Annotated in this window: 15 protein-coding genes; 7 read left to right on the top strand and 8 right to left on the bottom strand. The window is 67.9% G+C overall.

Annotated features, from left to right (window positions below):
- Positions 1-2: 2 nt before the first annotated feature.
- The 4 genes from AU198_RS07620 to AU198_RS07605 form a co-directional block, all read right to left on the bottom strand.
- The gene (locus AU198_RS07620; RefSeq protein ID WP_064347222.1) at positions 3-1,769 is read right to left on the bottom strand and encodes an Hsp70 family protein; all 1,767 of its coding nucleotides are present in this window, start codon (positions 1,767-1,769) and stop codon (positions 3-5) included.
- Positions 1,769-2,866 (bottom strand): NAD(P)H-dependent amine dehydrogenase family protein, encoded by a 1,098-nt coding sequence (locus AU198_RS07615; RefSeq protein ID WP_156431519.1) that lies wholly within the window; start codon positions 2,864-2,866, stop codon positions 1,769-1,771. Before AU198_RS07615 ends, AU198_RS07620 begins: the two co-directional genes overlap by 1 nt.
- 65 nt (positions 2,867-2,931) lie before the next feature.
- Positions 2,932-3,999, bottom strand: a complete 1,068-nt coding sequence (locus tag AU198_RS07610; RefSeq protein ID WP_064347342.1) for a glycoside hydrolase family 183 protein — start codon at positions 3,997-3,999, stop codon at positions 2,932-2,934.
- 66 nt (positions 4,000-4,065) lie between these two features.
- A complete protein-coding gene (locus tag AU198_RS07605; protein WP_064347220.1) occupies positions 4,066-4,611 on the bottom strand; it encodes a hypothetical protein in 546 nt (181 codons plus the stop codon).
- 151 nt (positions 4,612-4,762) lie between these two features.
- Here AU198_RS07605 and AU198_RS07600 point away from each other — a divergent pair, with 151 nt between their 5' ends.
- From AU198_RS07600 to AU198_RS07580, 5 genes are read left to right on the top strand one after another with little or no spacing between them, the layout of a single operon-like run.
- On the top strand, positions 4,763-6,295 hold the full coding sequence (locus tag AU198_RS07600; RefSeq protein ID WP_064347218.1) for an ABC transporter substrate-binding protein: 1,533 nt from the start codon (positions 4,763-4,765) through the stop codon (positions 6,293-6,295).
- Complete coding sequence (locus AU198_RS07595; protein ID WP_064347216.1) at positions 6,292-7,260, top strand: ABC transporter permease; 969 nt, start codon at positions 6,292-6,294, stop codon at positions 7,258-7,260. Before AU198_RS07600 ends, AU198_RS07595 begins: the two co-directional genes overlap by 4 nt.
- The gene (locus AU198_RS07590) at positions 7,257-8,147 is read left to right on the top strand and encodes an ABC transporter permease (RefSeq protein WP_064347215.1); all 891 of its coding nucleotides are present in this window, start codon (positions 7,257-7,259) and stop codon (positions 8,145-8,147) included. Before AU198_RS07595 ends, AU198_RS07590 begins: the two co-directional genes overlap by 4 nt.
- The gene (locus AU198_RS07585; RefSeq protein WP_064347212.1) at positions 8,144-9,760 is read left to right on the top strand and encodes a dipeptide ABC transporter ATP-binding protein; all 1,617 of its coding nucleotides are present in this window, start codon (positions 8,144-8,146) and stop codon (positions 9,758-9,760) included. The genes AU198_RS07590 and AU198_RS07585 overlap by 4 nt, the downstream gene beginning before the upstream one ends.
- Before the next feature lie 57 nt (positions 9,761-9,817).
- Positions 9,818-10,558, top strand: a complete 741-nt coding sequence (locus tag AU198_RS07580; RefSeq protein ID WP_064347210.1) for an SDR family NAD(P)-dependent oxidoreductase — start codon at positions 9,818-9,820, stop codon at positions 10,556-10,558.
- A gap of 150 nt (positions 10,559-10,708) precedes the next feature.
- Here AU198_RS07580 and AU198_RS07575 read toward each other — a convergent pair whose 3' ends face one another.
- Positions 10,709-11,299, bottom strand: a complete 591-nt coding sequence (locus AU198_RS07575) for a TetR/AcrR family transcriptional regulator (protein WP_064347209.1) — start codon at positions 11,297-11,299, stop codon at positions 10,709-10,711.
- Positions 11,300-11,447: 148 nt separating this feature from the next.
- Between AU198_RS07575 and AU198_RS07570 the strand changes: the two genes are divergently transcribed.
- Together AU198_RS07570 and AU198_RS07565 are read left to right on the top strand one after the other, a co-directional pair.
- Positions 11,448-11,696, top strand: a complete 249-nt coding sequence (locus AU198_RS07570; protein WP_231744605.1) for a DoxX-related protein — start codon at positions 11,448-11,450, stop codon at positions 11,694-11,696.
- A complete protein-coding gene (locus AU198_RS07565; protein ID WP_064347206.1) occupies positions 11,693-12,982 on the top strand; it encodes a cytochrome P450 in 1,290 nt (429 codons plus the stop codon). The genes AU198_RS07570 and AU198_RS07565 overlap by 4 nt, the downstream gene beginning before the upstream one ends.
- 49 nt (positions 12,983-13,031) lie before the next feature.
- Here AU198_RS07565 and AU198_RS07560 read toward each other — a convergent pair whose 3' ends face one another.
- From AU198_RS07560 to AU198_RS07550, 3 genes are all read right to left on the bottom strand, one after another.
- Complete coding sequence (locus AU198_RS07560; protein ID WP_064347205.1) at positions 13,032-14,687, bottom strand: DUF7800 domain-containing protein; 1,656 nt, start codon at positions 14,685-14,687, stop codon at positions 13,032-13,034.
- A 74-nt stretch (positions 14,688-14,761) separates the two neighbouring features.
- A complete protein-coding gene (locus AU198_RS07555) occupies positions 14,762-16,372 on the bottom strand; it encodes a hypothetical protein (protein ID WP_231744602.1) in 1,611 nt (536 codons plus the stop codon).
- A gap of 299 nt (positions 16,373-16,671) precedes the next feature.
- The gene (locus AU198_RS07550) at positions 16,672-17,994 is read right to left on the bottom strand and encodes a glycosyltransferase (protein ID WP_064347201.1); all 1,323 of its coding nucleotides are present in this window, start codon (positions 17,992-17,994) and stop codon (positions 16,672-16,674) included.
- Positions 17,995-18,075 lie beyond the last annotated feature (81 nt).

Below are 18,075 nucleotides of genomic sequence, written 5' to 3'. Positions count from 1 at the left end.
TGCTACGGAGCCGGTTGACCGGGCAGTTGCGGAGCGGGCACCCACGGCAGCCCCGGAATCGTCGGGTACGGCGCGGTCGGACTCCACGGCGGTGGCTGCGTCGTCGGCGGCGCAGTCGTGGCGGGCGGCGGCTCGGTTGTCGGCGGGGGTTCCGGCGACGGGGGCGATGGCTCCGGCGACGGGGGCGGCGGCTCGGGCGACGGAGGCGGCTCGGTGACGGTCTGGGTCACCGGCGGAGGCGGCCGGTAGACGGTTTGCGGCGCCTGGGTGGCCGGTGGCGGCGGCGCGGCGGTGGTCGGTGTCGTGGGCCGCGGGGTGACCGTCATGGGTGGTGTGGTGCTCGCGGGCTCAGGTGCGGACTCGTCGCCGGACATCACCCACAGCACCGCGGCCACCAGCGCGGCCAGCACCACGAGGACGCCACCGGCCAGCGGTACCGCGGGATTGCGGTACCAGGGCACCGGTCGCGGCGGCAGGTCGTCCCAGGATTCGTCGTCGAACTGCATCTGCGGGCGCACGTCGGCGGCGCCGGCCGCGGGCGGTCCATAGTCGTAGGGATCGGTTGCCGCGACCTCGGGCAGCTCTTCGGCGTCCGACCAGGCCAATGCCCCGAAGGCTGCTGACTGTGGCGACGCTTCGTCGGCCGGGGAGCCGACCTCGGGGGCCATCGCCGTGGCCGCGGCGACGGCAGCACCGGCCCCGGGAGCCGCGGACATCGCGGTCATCCCCTCCTCGACGGTGCCTCGGACGGCGGCCAACCCACCGCCCACCGCCGCAGCCAATTCGGGGTGGGCCGACGTGATCACCGGCGCCCGAAACCGCTCCGAGAGCGTGGTGGTGACGACCGGGATTCGCGCCCCGCCGCCGACCGACGCCACGGCCGCCAGTTCACGAATACCGTTGCGCTCCAGGGTTTCCTGCAGGGTGTTGGCAAACCCCGTGAGAGGTCCGCTCAGCACCTCGTCGAGTTCGGTGCGCGTCAGCCGCACATCGCTGCGGTGCCCGGGCAATTCGGCCACCAGCGAGGTGAACGCCGCGGTGGACAGCCGCTCCTTGGCGCCGCGACACTGCGCACGCAACCGCGACAGCGAGCCGATCGCCGAGGTACTGGACAGGTCGACGGCCCCGGCCGCCGACAGATCCTCGAGGACGTGGGTCAGCAGCGCCTGGTCGACCAGGTCACCGGACAGGTCGTCGTGGCGGACGGTCTGGCCGATCTGCGCGTAACCGTTATCCGCATCGAACAGGCTGATGCTCGTACCGGTCCCCCCGAAGTCGCAGAGGGCGATGACGCCGCGGGTGGGCACCCCCGGTTCGTCCTGCAGTGAGGTCAGCGCGGCCACCGCATCGGAGACGACGGGCGCCGGCCGGGGCCGCTGAAACTCGGGCACGGCGGCCAACGCTCCGCGCAGCGCGTCGACGGAGGCGGGCCTCCAGTGCGCCGGGTGCGTCACCGCGATGTTGCCGACGGAACTTCGGCCGCCCCCGACCGCGTGGAGCATCGCCCGCAGCGCGTCGGCGAGCACGACCTCGGCTTTGTGAGTGGAACCGTCGGCGGCGACGATGCCGACCGGATCCCCGACCCGGTCGACGAAATCGGTCAGGATCAGCCCGCGTTCGTCGAGGTTGCGGTTCTCGCTGGGCACGCCTACCTCGGGCGGGCGGTGCGGAAACAACGTCAGCACCGGCGACCGGGTCACGGCCGATCTGCCCACGACGACGGCGGCCAGGTTGGTGGCGCCAACCGACAGCCCTACCCCATCAGCCATCAGCGGATGGTGCCTGCGCCCGGAATCAATGGCAAATCCAACGCCGTCACCCAGCCCGGCGAAAGGTCGTTGACCGCGGGCACCGCGTTGAGCGCCCGCAGCCCGGTCGCCAGGCAGCCGGCCGCGGCGGCGTCGCGCCCGGAGCCGTCGGTGAACCGGAACGCGGTCTCCTGGAAGATGCTCGGGGTGCCCTCGATGTCGACGCGGTAGACGTCGTTCTCGTTGCCCGAGGGCCAGTCGGGCGCGGCGTCGTTGCCGATCCGGTTGACGTGTTCGAGCTGAATGCGGGTCTCGCCCCGGTACACGCCGTTGATGGTGAACCGCACGGCCGCGACGTTACCCGGGGCGATGATGCCCTTCGCGGTCTTGCGCTCGGTCGGCGTGACCCACTTGTCCCATGTGGTGGTGATCTCGTCGAGCATGATGCCCGCGGCATGCGCGATCATCGGAACCGTTGCGCCCCAAGCGAATATCAGGATATCGGGATTCTCGAGAAGCGGGCGGTACTCGGGTGGCTTGCCGATGCCCATCTCGCGGTCGTAGTCGCCTTCGTAGTTGGTGTAGTCGAGCAGTTCGGAGGCACGAACCTTGCGCACTTCCGAGCACAGGCCCATCAGCGTCATCGGGAACAGGTCGTTGGCGAACCCGGGGTCGATGCCGGTGGTCAGGCACGACGATTCGCCGAGTTCGCAGGCCGCTGTGATGGGTTCGATCCAGTTCGGTGGGTTCAGGTGCATGGTGGGCCAGATCCAGGGCGTCATCGCGGTCGAACAGACGTCGATGCCCGCCCGCAGGAAACGGGTGATCAGTGCGATGTTGTCCTCGGCGCGATTGGCCGTCGGACCGTAGTGCACCAGCGCGTCGGGTTTCAGCGCGATCAGCGCATCGACGTCGTCGGTCGCGGTCACCCCCAACTCCGTGCCCAGCCCGCAGATGTCACCGACGTCGCGGCCGACCTTGTCCGGGCTGCTCACGCCGACGCCGACCAACTCGAACCGGGGATGTTTCACGATCTCGGGGATCACCATCTTGCCCACGAAACCGGTGCCCCACACCACTACGCGTTTGGCGCCGGAACCCCCAGCTCTCCCAGTCACTGCTCGCCTTTCATTCGGCCCCGCTCTAACACCATAGGGGCGTCACCGTCGCGACGGATCGGACGCTACAGATTGATCGGATCGGGTGGCGGCACCGTCTTGGTGCTGTCTTTGAGCGCGGCCTTGAACTGCATCGCCCGGTAGGGCCAGCCGGTCGCCGTATTCCACTGTGAGACAACCAGTCCGATGCCGCCGTCGATGTCGAAGCGCGACCCCGGAAGCAGGTACCCGCCGTAGAGCTGGGCGACCCGGCTGCCGGCATGGTCCTCGGCCTCCCACGCCGATCCGAGGATGGGCATCTGGACCGGCGTCGTGTGCATGTTCGCCACCGGTGACGCCACGACGCGGTAGCCGAGCGCGTACTTCGACGCGAGAAATCCGCCGAGGACCCATTTGCCCGGCCCGACGCGACGCAACGCGAGCTCACCCCATCGCTCACCGACCGGCGTGACGGGCGTCGCCGATGTCCCCCACGACCACCTCGTCCCGTCGAAATGCCAACTGAGGTAACGGGTCCTGTCGCCGATGTGCTCCGGACGCACCCGCATCAGCACGATGCCCTTGTCGCGCTGGAAACCGGTCGCCGCAACGTACACCCAGCCGTCGTCGGGCTCGTAATCCCATGTCCAGCACTGTGCGTGACCACCGTGCAGGTCGGCGGGGAACTTGGCCCTCTCCCCCAGATGGGTCCAACTCACGCCGCTGTCGGGCGAGTGCCAGATCTCGGTCCATGCGACGTTGCCGAAGCCGCGGTTGACGATGGCGTGCAGATACATCGACCCGCCGACGGTCAACAGGTCCGACGGGATCACCGTGCTGATCCCGCCCCGACGCCAGCCGGTGCCCGCGTCGTCGTGCTCGTAATGCCACAGTTGACGCGCGTAGCCGGGATCGCTGCCACCGGCGCGTTCGTAGACGATCGGGTGGTCGGCGTCGCCGGTGCCGATCAGGACGACCGGGGACCGCCAGTCGCCGAGCCCGACCCGGGGACCCGAGAAGGTGTCGCCGAACACCGAGACCAGCTTCCCGTTCGGCGCGACCACCGACGCGCCGAGATCGGTGCACGTGACACCCCATCGATCGGTCAGCCCGGGACCGGTCAGATCGAGGGCCTTGCCGTTGAGGAGTGGCAGGCGGGCCCGCCCGCTGGGGCCGAGCCCGCGCCCGGCCGCTCCGCCGATCGACGGGTTACCAGGCACCTAGTAGCAGAGCCGCAGACCGCCGGGTTCGCAGATCAGCGGGTACGGCGTGACGGGAATCGACAGCGGTTCCTTGAACGTCAGCGTCAACGGCAGTTCGACCATCCCGGGCTGCTCGCCGCACACCGCACCGTGGATGATCCTGGCGCGCCCGGTGAGTGTGGCCCCGTTGAAGGAGTAGATCTCTTTCTGCAGCGCGGTGCTGCCGTCGGGGCAGTTGCGGATCGAGTCGAACGTGTTCGCTTTGAAGGTCCACTCGCCGCCGACCATGTCGGCCTCGGCACCACCGCGGCCCGCCGGCGTGACCTTGAGCCTGCACCCGACCGGCAGGATCAGCGGCTCGCGAAGGTCGCCCACCGTCGGCACGCAGATCGGGAAGATCTCCCAGGTCGTCTCGGCCTGTCCGGCGATCTTGACCGTGTAGACCCCTTCAGGGGTATCGGGAGATTTCACGTCGCCCTGGCCGGCCGCGGTCCCCACGGCACTGAATGTCAGCCCGAGCGCGAACGCCACGACGCCCAACGTCCGCGCGATCGTCTTGGTCACCTCGTGCCCCTTCAGCCGTCTACCGTGGTGTCGAGTATCTCAGTGTGCACGCGGCGTCGTCACCCCTTTCCCCGGCTCCGGGTTTCGGCGGTCACCGTCGAAGGTAGAGCCGACGGGTAAACACGATGCCCACGACCGGCGGGGTGGAGGCATGAAACGACTGGTGGAAGTACTGGCCACCGTGGCCGTCACCGCGGTCGTGACGGTGCTGGCCGGTTGCTCCACCGGTCATGGCGTGGATCTCGGGGAGGCGTCGAACAACCTGGTCGCCGCCATCGCCGGTGAACCCGACCAACTGGACCCGCACAAGACCAGCGCGTACTTCTCCTTCGAGGTGCTCGAGAACGTGTTCGACACGCTCGTCGAACCGGACGCCGACCTCGAGATGCGGCCCGCCCTCGCCGAATCGTGGGAGGTCAGCCCGGACCAGTTGTCGTGGACGTTCCATCTGCGGCCGGGCGTGACGTTTCACGACGGCAGCCCGTTCACCGCCGAGGACGTCGTGTTCTCGTATCGGCGCATCATCGACGAGCAGTTGGCCAACGTCGACAAGTTCAGCGCCGTGACCGACGTGCGGGCCGTCGACCCGATGACCGTGGTGATCGAGGTCGAACATCCGACGCCCAACCTGCTGACCAACATCGGCGGGTTCAAGGGCATGGCCATCGTCTCGCGCCGCAACGTCGAAAGCGGTCAGATCGCCACTCACCCGGTGGGCACCGGACCGTTCGCCTTCCGGTCCCAGAAGAGCGGCGACTCCATCATCTTGACCGCGAACAAGGCGTATTGGCGCGGCGCCCCGAAGGTGGGCGGTGTGACGTTCCGGTTCATCTCCGAACCGTCGACCGCGCTGTCGGCGCTGCAGGCCGGTGAGGTCGACTGGACCGACTCCGTCCCGACGCAGCGGGTGGCGCAGCTTCGTGACGACGACTCGCTGCATCTTCAGGTGACCGCCGGCAACGACTACTGGTACCTCGCGCTCAACGAGGCGCACGAGCCGTGGAACGACGCGCGGGCACGCCGGGCCGTCGCCTTCGGCATCGACCGCGCCGCCATCGTCGCGGCCACCAGCTACGGCACCGCGGCCGCCAACCAGCTCGCGATCCCCGAAGGCAACCCGTGGTACACCGCCTACGACCGCTACCACTACGACACCGACACCGCCCAACGGCTTCTCGACGAGGCGGGAGTCGGCGATGTCGATCTGGACATGCTGGTCACCAGCGAATATCCCGAGACCGTTACCGCAGCGCAGGTGATCGCGAATAACCTTGCGCCGCTTGGTATCACGGTCAACATCCGCACCGTCGACTTCGCCACCTGGCTGGACGAACAGAACTCCGGCAACTTCGACATGCTGATGATGGGCTGGCTCGGCAACATCGACCCCGACGACTTCTACTACGCCCAGCACCATACGGACGGAACGAGCAACGCCCAGAAGTTCTCCAACCCCGAGGTCGACCGCCTGCTCGACGCGGGGCGCGTCGAGACGAATCGCCCGGCGCGTTTCGATGTGTATCGACGCGCCGCAACCATCATCGCCGACGAGGTGAGCTACATCTACCTGTACAACCCGTCGGTGATCCAGGCGTGGGTGACCGATCTGACGGGTTACGAAGCCCGCCGGGACGGCGCCGTCCGTTTCCGCACGGCGAGCCTGACCGGAGGCGAAAACTCGTGACCGGCTTGCTCACTCACCCGATCACGCGGTTTCTGGCGCGCCGGCTGGCATATTCGGCGGTGGTGTTGCTCGGCGTGCTGGTGGTGAGTTTCGCGCTGGTGCATCTGGTGCCCGGCGATCCGGTGCGCATCGCGCTCGGAACCCGCTACACACCGCAGGCCTACGAGGCGTTGCGCTCGGCGAGCGGTCTGGACAAACCGATCGTCGAGCAGTTCCTGGCCTACATCGGCAACGCACTGACCGGCGATCTCGGGGTCAGTTTCCGCAACGGCGACCCGGTGACGGTGATCCTGCTCGAAAGACTTCCCGCCACAGTCTCTTTGGCATCGGCCGGGATCGTCATCGCGCTGCTGATCGCCATCCCGGCAGGAATTTTCTCGGCGCTACGGGAGGGCCGGGTCAGCGACGCGCTCGTGCGGGTGGGCAGCCAGTTCGGGGTGTCGATCCCGGACTTCTGGATGGGCATCCTGCTCATCGCGCTGTTCGCCTCGACGCTGCACTGGCTGCCCACCTCGGGCTACCGCCCGCTGTTCGACGATCCCGTGGGATGGTTGCGCCACCTGATCCTTCCGGCGCTCACCGTCGGCCTCGTCGCGGGCGCGATCTTGACGCGTTACGTGCGCTCGGCGGTGCTCGAGGTCACGGCGATGGGTTACGTCCGCACCGCGCGCTCCAAAGGGCTTGCGCCACGGGTGGTCACACTGCGCCACACCGTGCGTAACGCGTTGATCCCGATACTGACAATCACCGGTATCCAGTTGGCCACGATCATGTCGGGGGTGATCGTCGTGGAAGTGGTGTTCGCCTGGCCCGGCCTGGGCCGGCTCGTGTACAACGCCGTGGCTGGGCGCGACTACGCGGTCATCCAGGGCACCGTGCTGTTGATCGCGGCGCTGTTCCTGTTGATCAACCTGATCGTGGACGTGCTCTACGCGGTCGTCGACCCGAGGATCCGGTTGTCATGACAGCTCCGGCCGAGTCGAACAGCAGGGTGTCGTCGCTGCGGGTACTCATGGGCAACCCGGTGACGGTGGTCAGCGCGGGCCTGCTCGTGCTGATCGCGTTCGTCGCGGTGACCGCCGATTTGATTGCGCCGTACGGCATCAACGACGTCGACGTCCCGAATGCCCTGCAACCGCCCAGCGGGTCGCACTGGTTCGGCACCGACGAACTGGGCCGTGACGTGTTGTCGCGGGTGCTCGTTGCCACGCAGGCCTCGATGCGCGTGGCGGTCGTCAGCGTCGCGTTCGCGGTGGTCGTCGGCGTGACCGTCGGCGTGGTGGCGGGCTATCGCGGCGGTTGGCTCGACACCGTGGTCATGCGCGTGGTCGACGTGATGTTCGCGTTTCCGGTGCTGCTGCTCGCGCTCGCCGTGGTGGCGATCCTCGGACCCGGTGTGACGACGACGATCCTGGCGATCGGCATCGTGTACACGCCGATCTTCGCGAGAGTGGCGCGCGCCAGCACCATGAGCGTGCGTGTGGAACCGTTCGTGTCCGTGTCGCGCAGCATGGGCACCGGGCATCTGTACATCCTGGGCCGCCACATCCTGCCCAACATCGCCGGACCACTGGTGGTGCAGACGTCGCTGTCGCTGGCCTTCGCCATCCTGTCCGAGGCCGCATTGTCATTCCTGGGGTTGGGCATTCAGCCGCCGCAGCCGTCGCTGGGCCGGATGATCTTCGATTCGCAGGGCTTCGTGACGATGGCCTGGTGGATGGCGGTGTTCCCCGGTGCGGCCATCTTCGTCACGGTGCTCGCGTTCAACCTGCTCGGCGACGGTCTGCGCGACATCCTCGATCCCCGGCAGCGCACGCTCGCCGAAACCCGCCGGAAAGGGATGCCGCAGTGAGTGATCCGGTGTTGAGCGTGCGCGACCTGCGGGTCAGCATCGGCAGACGCGAGATCGTGCACGGGCTGTCGTTCGACGTGCACCGGGGACAGACACTGGGAATCGTGGGCGAATCCGGTTCTGGTAAGTCGATGACCGTGCTCGCCGCGACGGGCCTGCTCGACGCGCCGGGGGCGCGGGTGTGTGGAACAAGCACGCTGACAACAGAATCCGGTGACACCCAGCTGGTCGGCGCGTCGGACCGAGTGCTGCGCGGCGTGCACGGGGGCCAGATCGGGTTCGTCTTTCAGGACCCGGGTACGTCGCTGAACCCGCTATTGACGCTGGAGCGCCAGATCACCGAATCACTTGAGGCGCACCGGCGGATGACCCGCCGGCAGGCATGCGGCCGGGCACTCGAACTGCTCGAGGCGGTCGGGCTACCGGACCCCGAATCGCGGCTGCGCGCCTATCCGCATCAGCTGTCGGGCGGGCAGAAGCAGCGCGTGATGATCGCGATCGCGATGGCATGCGACCCCGCTCTGCTGATCGCCGACGAACCGACGACCGCTCTCGATGTGACCACTCAGGCGCAGATCGTCGACCTGGTCGCCGAACTGCAGCGCGACTTCGGCACCGCGGTGGTATGGATCAGCCACGACCTCGGTGTGATCGGCCAGGTGGCCGAGGACGTGACGGTGCTGCGCGGCGGCGAAGCGGTCGAACAGGCCTCGGTCACCGACGTTTTCGACCGGCCTCGCCACGAGTACACCCGAGAGCTGCTCGCCGCGCGACCGCTCGTCGGGCGTCCGGGCCCACCGCCGACGCCCGATGCGCCGGTGCTGTTGGACGTCGACGGTCTCGACGTGCGGTTCGAGGTCAGCACGCCGGTCGGCAAGTCGACCGTGCACGCCGTCAAGGATCTGTCGTTTCAGATCCGCCGGGGCACCACCCTGGGCCTGGTCGGCGAATCGGGTTCGGGCAAGTCGACCGTGGCGTCCGCACTCACCGGCCTGTTGCGCCCCGACGCCGGCACCGCGACACTCTCCGACGCCGACGTGTTTGGGGTGCGCGGGTCGGCGGAGAAGGCGTTGCGCAGGCGGATCGGGCTGGTGTTCCAGGACCCGTTTTCGTCGGTGAACCCGCGCGCCCGCGTCGGCGCGGCGATCGCCGAACCGCTGATCGTGCACCGGCTCGCAAAGGGTCGGCGAGTCCGCGCGGCCCGGGTGGGCGAACTGCTCGACCTCGTCGGTCTCCCAGCGTCGTTCGCGTCGCGCTACCCGCACGAGCTGTCGGGTGGTGAACGCCAACGGGTGAGCATCGCCCGCGCGCTTGCCGGTGAACCCGAGTTGCTGATCCTCGACGAAGCGACTGCGGCCCTGGATGTTTCGGTACAGGCCAAGGTGCTCGACCTGCTGGCCCGGCTGCAACGCGACCTGGGACTGACCTACCTGTTCATCGCGCACGACCTCGCAATCGTCCAGCAGGTCAGCCATGACGTGCTGGTAATGCGCGCCGGTACGGCCGTCGAGTATCGCCCGGCCGCCGAGTTGTTCGCCGCACCCCGCGACGACTACACCCGCGCGCTGTTGGCCGCCGTCCCCCCGGAACGACCCCGCGTCTCGGCCCCATAGGGGCCCCGCAGGCAGGTGCGCCCACTCCCCTTCGCGCACGCATGAGAAGGTCATGCCATGACGCAACTGAGCGGCAAGGTCGCATTGGTGACGGGCGCCTCGGCGGGGCTGGGCGCCGCCGTCGCGCAACTGTTCGCAGAACGCGGTGCGACGGTCTTCGGCATCGCGCGCGACGCCGAGCGGATGGCGGAGGTGCTCGAGGCCGTGCCCAGGGGCCGCTTCGCGTCGGTGGACGTGACGTCGTCGGCGGCGTGCGGTGAGGCCGTCGCCCGGTGTGTGGAGGAATTCGGACGGCTCGATGTCCTCGTGAATGTGGCGGGCTTTCACCAGATGCGGCACACCACCGCGGTGACCGACGACGAGTGGGAGCGTGACCTGGCGGTGAACCTGCACGGACCGTTCTACCTCTGTCGCGCCGCGCTGCCGCACCTTCTGGAGAGCGGAGGCAACATCGTCAACGTCTCGTCGATCGCGGGGGTGGAAGGCGAGGTGTACTCGGCCGGATACTGCGCCGCCAAACACGGTCTCGTCGGGCTGACCCGCGCGCTGGCCGTCGAGTACACGAAGGAGAAGGTCCGCGTGAACGCGGTCTGCCCCGGCGGCATGCCGACCGCACAGACCACCGAGTTCTCCGCGCCCGAGAACGCCGACTGGGACCTCATCATGCGCATCGCGTCGCCGCGCGGGTTCATGGACACCGTCGACGTGGCCAAGACCATCGCGTTCCTCGCCAGTGAGGACGCCGCCGCGATCCACGGCGCGGTGTACCGGGTGGACAACGGCAAAGGCGCTGGCTAGCGGCTTGGACCGGCCACGGGACTCAACTTGCGGCGAAGTCTGCACCAGGGCTGTAATTTTCGTAAGACAGTGACCCTGGTGCAGATTTCGGCGGGGCCTACCAGGTCTTGGCCCCGGCGTTGACCGTTTCGTCCCATCCGCCGCCAGGCATTAGCGCTCGATGCCACGCAGCAGTGCATCTATCACTGCGAGGTAGCGTTTGGCCGTTTCGCGCGCGGATGACGTCACGCTGAGCGATCGGTACAGCGTCGCTCCGATCAATGCGTCGGCGGCTGCTTCGATGTCGACGTCGTCGCGAATCTGGCCCGCTGAGACACCGATGCGCAACCGGTCCACCACGGCGTCATGGAAGCGGCTGGTGAGTTGTCGGTAGAGGGTGTCGCGGTCGCGCAGGTTCTCGGCAGCGGCGGCGGCGAGCGAGCGAACCAGTGCGACGTTCTCGGCGGCCGAACCGAACTCGGCGTAAATGCGCATCCATGTCGTCAGGTCCGCGCGGGTATCGCCGGTGTCTGGAAGGGTGAAGTCGGTTTGGTCGTACGCCCGCATGACCGCCTCCGCCACCAACGGCGCCTTGGAGGGCCAACGCCGATACACGGTCTGGACACCAACGCCCGCGATCGCAGCGACCTTGTCCATGGATACCCCGCGATAGCCCGCTTCGGCCAGCAGCGTCCGCGTGGCGTCGAGGATCGCCTCGTGCACGGACGCACTGCGCGGTCGCCCGCGCCGGGTTTGGCTCACACGGACAAGGTAGAGCCTCTGGACAACCGCCACGGCACGTAGCATCATTTACGAGAAATTGTTTCTCGTAAATGATAGCGGCGCAGGATCGGGGTCCACAGTGAGGACCGACGTCGACACTGCGCACTCACGACAACTGATGGGTCTCATGGTGAGCCTGACCGGTGCGGCGCACTTCGTCGTGCCGCGTTTGTTCGATCCCGTCAATCGTCTCGGATTCCCCGCCCGCGCCCGCACCTTCACCTACGTCAACGGCGGGCTTGAAACACTGATGGGACTCCTCATGGCGATTCCCCGCACCCGTCGGCTGTCGACCCTCGTATCCGCCTGCTACGTTGCCTATCTGACGATTGCGATCCTCCTCGCGCAATTCCAAATCCGTCGCGGGCGCCGATGAACAGGAGCGATCAGACGGCCCGGACTCTCAAACTGGTCGGCGATGCGATCCGGATGAACGTCGCCGCCGCCATCCGCACGCGCCGGCGCGGCTACGACGGTTGGACCGGTGCGATCAACACCGACTATGACCCACAGGATCCGGCCGCTGCCGCACAACCCGTCGACGCGTATCGGGCCCTGCACCGCGGCGGCCGTGTGCACTACAACCCACGACGTGCCACCTTCATCGTGGCCCGCCTCGACGACGTGCGGGCCGCGCTGCGCGATACCGACCAGGTCACCAGCACCCAAGGGGTCACGCGGTTGCGGTTCTCTGCGCCGCTCGCAGTGCTCACCGACGGCGACGAACACGCCCGCCTGCGCAAGCAGGTCCAACCGGGATTCAGCAGAGGCGCCATGGAGTCTTGGCAGGAGATTACCGAGAAACTCGCCGTCGAACTGGTCACCGACCTGCTGGACAATCCCGGTTGCGATGTCGTGCAACGCCTGGCGGTACCGATGCCGATCCGCCTGATCGCCAAGATCCTTGGCGTTCCCGATACCGACCTCGACGACTTCCGCCGCTGGTCGGAGCGCGGCGTGGGGCTGATGGAGCTGAAGCCCACGGTTGGCGGCATCACCAGCGCGGCCAGATCCGCGGTTGCCATGGCGGCCCTACACCGCTATTTCAGAACACAATTCGCGGCGGGCGGACTCAAGGGGTCGGACACCGTGCTCGGGCGGCTACTCGAGCACAACACTGACGGAAGCCTCACCGACCAGCAGCTCCTCCTCATCGCCAGCCATCTGCTCATCGCCGGCAACGAGACGACGACCAACCTGCTGGGCGGGATGTTCGACACCCTCGCCCATCGACCCGATCAGTACGACCTCATTCGCGCGAACCCGGATCTGATTCCGCTTGCGGTAGAGGAACATCTACGGTTCACCACACCGATTCAGAACCTGTACCGCTACACCCGCGCCGCTTACCGCATCGGCGACGTCGTCATCCCCGCCGGGTCACGCGTGCTGCTGTCCTTCGGCGCGGCGAACCGTGATCCCGCCGCTTTCGAAGAACCCGACGAGTTCCGTGCGGACCGCGACCCGCGCAAGCACATCGCATTCGGCTACGGCGCACACATGTGCCTCGGAGCGCCGCTGGCCCGCATGGAAGCGCAGGCCGTACTCCGCCAACTCGTCACCCGCGTGGCGCGGATCAGCCCGACGGGCCCGACGGAATGGTCAACGCACAGCTCACTGCGCGGCCCCACCCGACTTCCGATCCACCTCACGCCCGCCTGAGCCCAGATCGACCGGTGCACGCCTTACTCAACCATTGCGGTCGGTACACCTAGAGCAGTTTGTGCTCGATGACGGTGGTCAGGTGCGGTTTGCGCCAGCCACCGGTGACCTTCTCGATCCGTACGCCCATCTCGCCGCCCGCGATCTCCAGCGTCCCAACCTGATTGCGGAAGTGCGGCATGGTGACGGGTCGCCAGCGCAGCCGCGGCTTGGGCACCTTGGTCGTTTTCACCAGCGCCTTGCCGACGGCTTCGACGAAACCGGTGTGGCCCAGCCGCAGGATGACTCGCTCGACCGCGGAGGGCTCTTTACGCAGTCCCGAACAGACGACCTGCCACACCTTGGTGCCCAGCCGCGTCGCCTCCTCGGGCACAGCGTCATCCAGCGAGACCTCGGACACCCAGCAGTGGTGCACATCGCCACCGAACAGCACCATCGAGTCGGGGGCGGGACCTCGCCGTCCGCTCGCCACGTCGATGACCAGATCCTCGAAGCGTCGGAAGCTTTCCTGAAAACACGCCCAGTGGTCGAGGTTGGCGGTGATGCGAACCTTCTCCCCCAGCCCGGTCAGCCGTCGTCCCCATGCGCCGTCGCCGACGGCCTCCGACCACGCTTCGATGTGGTGCATTCCGTAGGGCAGCAGGATCGGCAGCGAGCTGGCGAACAGGAGGTGCTGGTAGTTCCCGTCGGCGTTGGCGGTGATCCAGTCCCATTCCTCGTCGGTGGTGATCCGGCGCCGTCCGGGTTTGAGCTGGCGGCCGGTGCGGGCGTCGACGACGATCAGCCGCGCCGCACCGAGATCGCGACACATGCTGAAATGGGATGTGCCGTCGTCCTTCTCGGCCATCTCGGCGAGTTCGCGAATCGGCTCGGCGCCCTGTCTGGTCTCGATGACGCGCTGGAACGTCTGGTCCTTGGCCAGTTCGTCGGGCGACATGTTGCCGAGGTGCTGGTAGATCCAGTAGGACATCAGCCCGCCGATGATCCGGGTCTGATACCAGTCGGTCTGTCGCTTCTCGTCGAGCCAGGCTTGCGAGGTGTTCCACTTGTCGTTGATCTCGTGATCGTCGAACATCATCGACGTCGGAACGGTCGAGAGCATCCACCGCACGACCGGATCGCACCAGGCGTCCCAGTAGCCGATGCAGTACTCCTCGAAGTCCTCGAGCACCTCGACGGGGCCGTTGGCGTGTACCTCGCGGTCGGCGACCAGATCCTTGATCGTGTCGTTCACCTGGTCGGCGTAGAGCTGGTCGCCCATCATCAGCATGGCGTCGGGCCACAGCGCCGACGGCTGGCGCAGCATCCGCATCCCGTAGGTGCGCAGCACGTCGATTCCCTTGCCCTTGGGGTGCCACCAGTGCTGATAGGTGTAGGGCGGGCGATGCGGGGCCGAGGCACGGCAGGACCCGAAAAGCAGCCGCAGCGAGCCGTCCCGCGGCATCAACCTGATCCGCGGTTGCGGATACTCATATCCCTCTGGCGGCCAGGCCTTTTCCCCGTCGAGGTGCACTTCATAGGGGTGCTCGCTCTCAGGGTCGAGGTCGGTCACGCAGACGATCGCGAAGTGGTGACCTTCGACCTCGAAGGTGTCCGCGTGGCTGCCCAGGACCTCGACACCGCACGGCTTGTCCGTCTCGACCCACACGGTCGCGTCGGTCTTGCCGACGTGACGAAGCAGCGGACCCACGCGAACCTCGGGCATCGCACCATCATGCACCTTTGTTGACGGCGGCGTAACGGCGGTGACGACCTTTTCCGGTGCGCGGGCGGGCCCCGTTAGTGTTCGGGCCGCCGACGGCCGAGGAAGAACGCCAGGCCGATGGCGCCGAACCCGAGCGTGCCGATCACACCCGCGGACACCATCAGGAAGATGTCCCGGCCGGTCAGACCGCCGGTCGACGCCTCGTCGGCTGCCAGCCGCAACCGGTAGTCGCCGGGCAGCGGAGCCTCGGCGGGTTCGCTCAAGCCCGGGAACTGCTGGGTCTTGCGGACCTCGAATTGACGCTCGCCGCTTGCGGTTTGGGTCCATTCACCCCAGACCGGGGTCGCGCCGTCGAGCAGCACCTTGCGGCCGCCGTAGACCCGGTCCTCACCCACGTCGACGATCTGACGCACGCGGAACGGCTCGTAACGGGCGTTGGAGTAGTTCACCAACACCGGCACGTTGTCGTAGCGCAGGACGGGCGGCGGAGGCGGCGGCAACGGCAGGCCGGCGCCCGGGAAGTAACCGCCGCCGAGGAAGGTGCCGACCGCGATGTTGGACACCGCCTGCGCGACGTTGGCCGCCGCGACGACGGGGCTGAGCACCGCCGCGGTGAAGCTGTAGGCGGCGAACCGGGCCGCCTCGAGGACCAGCCGGGACAGCGGCGGGATGTAGGCGATGCGGGGGCGCATGTCGTAGACGTAGACGATGCGCACCGGTGCCCGGAAGGGGTTCATCAGGACGGGGCGGTAGAACTCGTCGTACTCGATCCACTCCGGCCGCCACTGACGCACGTTGCTGACCAGCTCGAAGTCGCGGTCACGCTTGGCCTCGAACTCGACCTTCGCGCTCGCGCTGGCCTCGGCGCCGTTCAGGCCGAGGGTCATGTCGACCGACTGCTTGAACGCAGCCACGTCCTGCTCGGGTGCGGGGGCAGGCTCCGGTTCGAACACCGGCTTCGCGTTGCGTGCGAGTTGAACGTCTTCGGCGGGAGCTTCGAGGGTCTCCGGTGCCAGCGTCTCGATCTCCTTGGCGGCATTCTCGATCGACACTGTCGGGGTGTCGGATTCCGAACCGCTCTCCACATTGGCGGGGGTCTCCGCCGCGGTCTTGTCGCTCGATGTCGGCGCTTCGGTATCCGAAGCCGGCGCGACCGCTGCGGACGACGCGGTGGACTGGCCCCGTTCGGCCGGTTCGCTGGTTTCGGACTTGGTCGCCGGAGCGGCGCCCGTGGCGCTGGGCGCGGCCGAGGTCGCGGGACTCTGCTCGGCGGGGGTCGACGGCGGGGCACTCGGAGTCGACGGCTCTGCCGTCTGGACCGCTGTGCTGGTCTTCGGAGGGGCAACGGTCCGGGGAGCCGGCTCCTGCTCGATGGCCGGCTCAGGCTCGACGGCCGGCTCAGGCTCGACGGCCGGCGCCTGCGTCTGCGGAGCCTTTGTCTGCGGCGCCTGCGTCTGCGGGGCGACCTGGGTGACCGGGGCTTGCGTCTGCGGCGCCTGCGTCTGCGGGGCGACCTGGGTGGCCGGTGCTTGCGGTTCGGCGGCCGAGGTCGGCTGCTCGGCGGTCACGTCCGGCTCAGGAGCGCTGACCCTGGGCTCCGGCGCGACCGTCGTCACGACGTCGTCGGAATCCGGCTGCGCGACCGCAGGCGCGAGCCCCGCGGTCAACGCGGTCAGGGAGATCACGGCTCCCGACGCGATAACGGCGATACCTCGTCTCCGGACATCCCTGCGAAAATCATCCAGCGGAGCACCCATCGTGCCTCCACTCCCTTCTCTGCCTGGTTTGGCGCGTGAACGCCGTGCGACACGGTTCGTCGCTGAGACGGAAGCGAGCACCCCGAGGCGCTCCCCCGACGCTTCGACCTCACAGGATTCATCGCTGAGTCGGCGCGGGCGTTACAGGCATACGGCCCCCGCCCGTGCGGTCTTCAGCGAACGCTGTCCATCGCCTGCCCGAGCGGCGCAGGCATGCTCGGCGAACCTCAGGAAGTGGGCGCCACAGGAGGGCTTAGCTGCCCGGAATCCGGGGCTCGCCGAGGCACGAGATCATCGACGACCGCCGCCACTTCGGCAAAGCCCGGGGAGGCGGCCATGTCGGCGGCGATGCGCGCACTGGCGTCCCGGTATCGCGGCTCGTCGAGCACGCGCAGGATCTCCCGGCGCAATGCACGCGGGGTCGGATGCTCGCTCCTGATCCGCCGCCCGACGCCGGACCACTGAACGCGAGCACCGACCTCCGGTTTGTCCTCCTTGCCACCGGTCGCCACGACCGGTACGCCGTAGCGCAACGCGTACTGCACGCCGCCGTAACCGCCGTTGGTGACGAAAACCGCGGTGCGCGGAAGTAATTCGTCGTACGGCAGGTACTCGGCAGCGCGCGCGTTGGCGGGCAGTGGCGGCAGGGTGTCGACGGGGCGCCCGCCCGTCGCCACCACGACAAGGACGTCCTCATCTGCAAGCGCCTTCAACGTCGGGCCTATCGCCTGGTCGTAATCGGTATTGGCGACCGTGCCCTGCGTGACGTGCACGACCCGCCGGGTCCCGTCCAGGTCAGACCACCACGTCGGCAGCGCCGCCTGTGAGCCCGTGGCCGACAGCGGCCCCGCGAAGCGCAGCGCCGGGGGCGCGTCGGTGATCGGATATTCAAAGGACGGCACCGTGAAGTGAATAAGCGCGTCGGCCCTCCGGCCCCAGTTCGGGTACCTGACCGGCATGTCCGTTCCGTGCACTTCGCGATGCAGGTCGTTGACCAGTCCGTTGGCGCCCCTGAGGATTCGGCGATGCACAACCGCCAGCGCGGCGTTGCGGCCCCGGTTCAAGTAACGCGCGGGCGGCAGCCCCAACCCGAATGGCGCGATGTCGCGGCTTTCGATGCAGAGCGGGATCACACAGCACATCACCACCGCGGGTCGCGCCGAGCGCGGAAGACCGAGTAGAAGCGCGGCACCGACGAAGGCGGGATCGGCGAACACGACGTCGGCGGCTTGGTCGGCCAGCGTAGCGGCCAGCGACTCGTACTGAGCTTTGGCCGGCCGGGCGAAGACATGCTCGACGTCGAAGGCGATCGCGCGGACGCCCTTGAGTCGCGCGCGCTCCGGGAACTGCTCCGAAAGCGGCCGCTCGTCGAAGTCGGCGTCGGGAGCCAGTGCGACGAACTCCGCACCGGTGGCGGCGACCTTGTCTGCGAACTGCGAGCCGGTGAGGAACCGGACACGGTCGCCGCGATCGACGAAGTTTCTCGCAACGGTCAGAAGCGGTGCCACATGACCCTGCGCCGGAATGCCGGCGATGACGATTGATGCCATTGCGGTCCCCGCCCATCGGAAATTCGATCCAATGAGCTAGTATTCATTACTGTGTCACCCAAGTCAATATCCCCTAATCGC

Origin of the sequence: Mycobacterium sp. GA-1199, assembly GCF_001500045.1 — a bacterium.
Classification (GTDB): Bacteria; Actinomycetota; Actinomycetes; order Mycobacteriales; family Mycobacteriaceae; genus Mycobacterium.
This window is presented reverse-complemented; position numbering and strand designations above follow the sequence as displayed.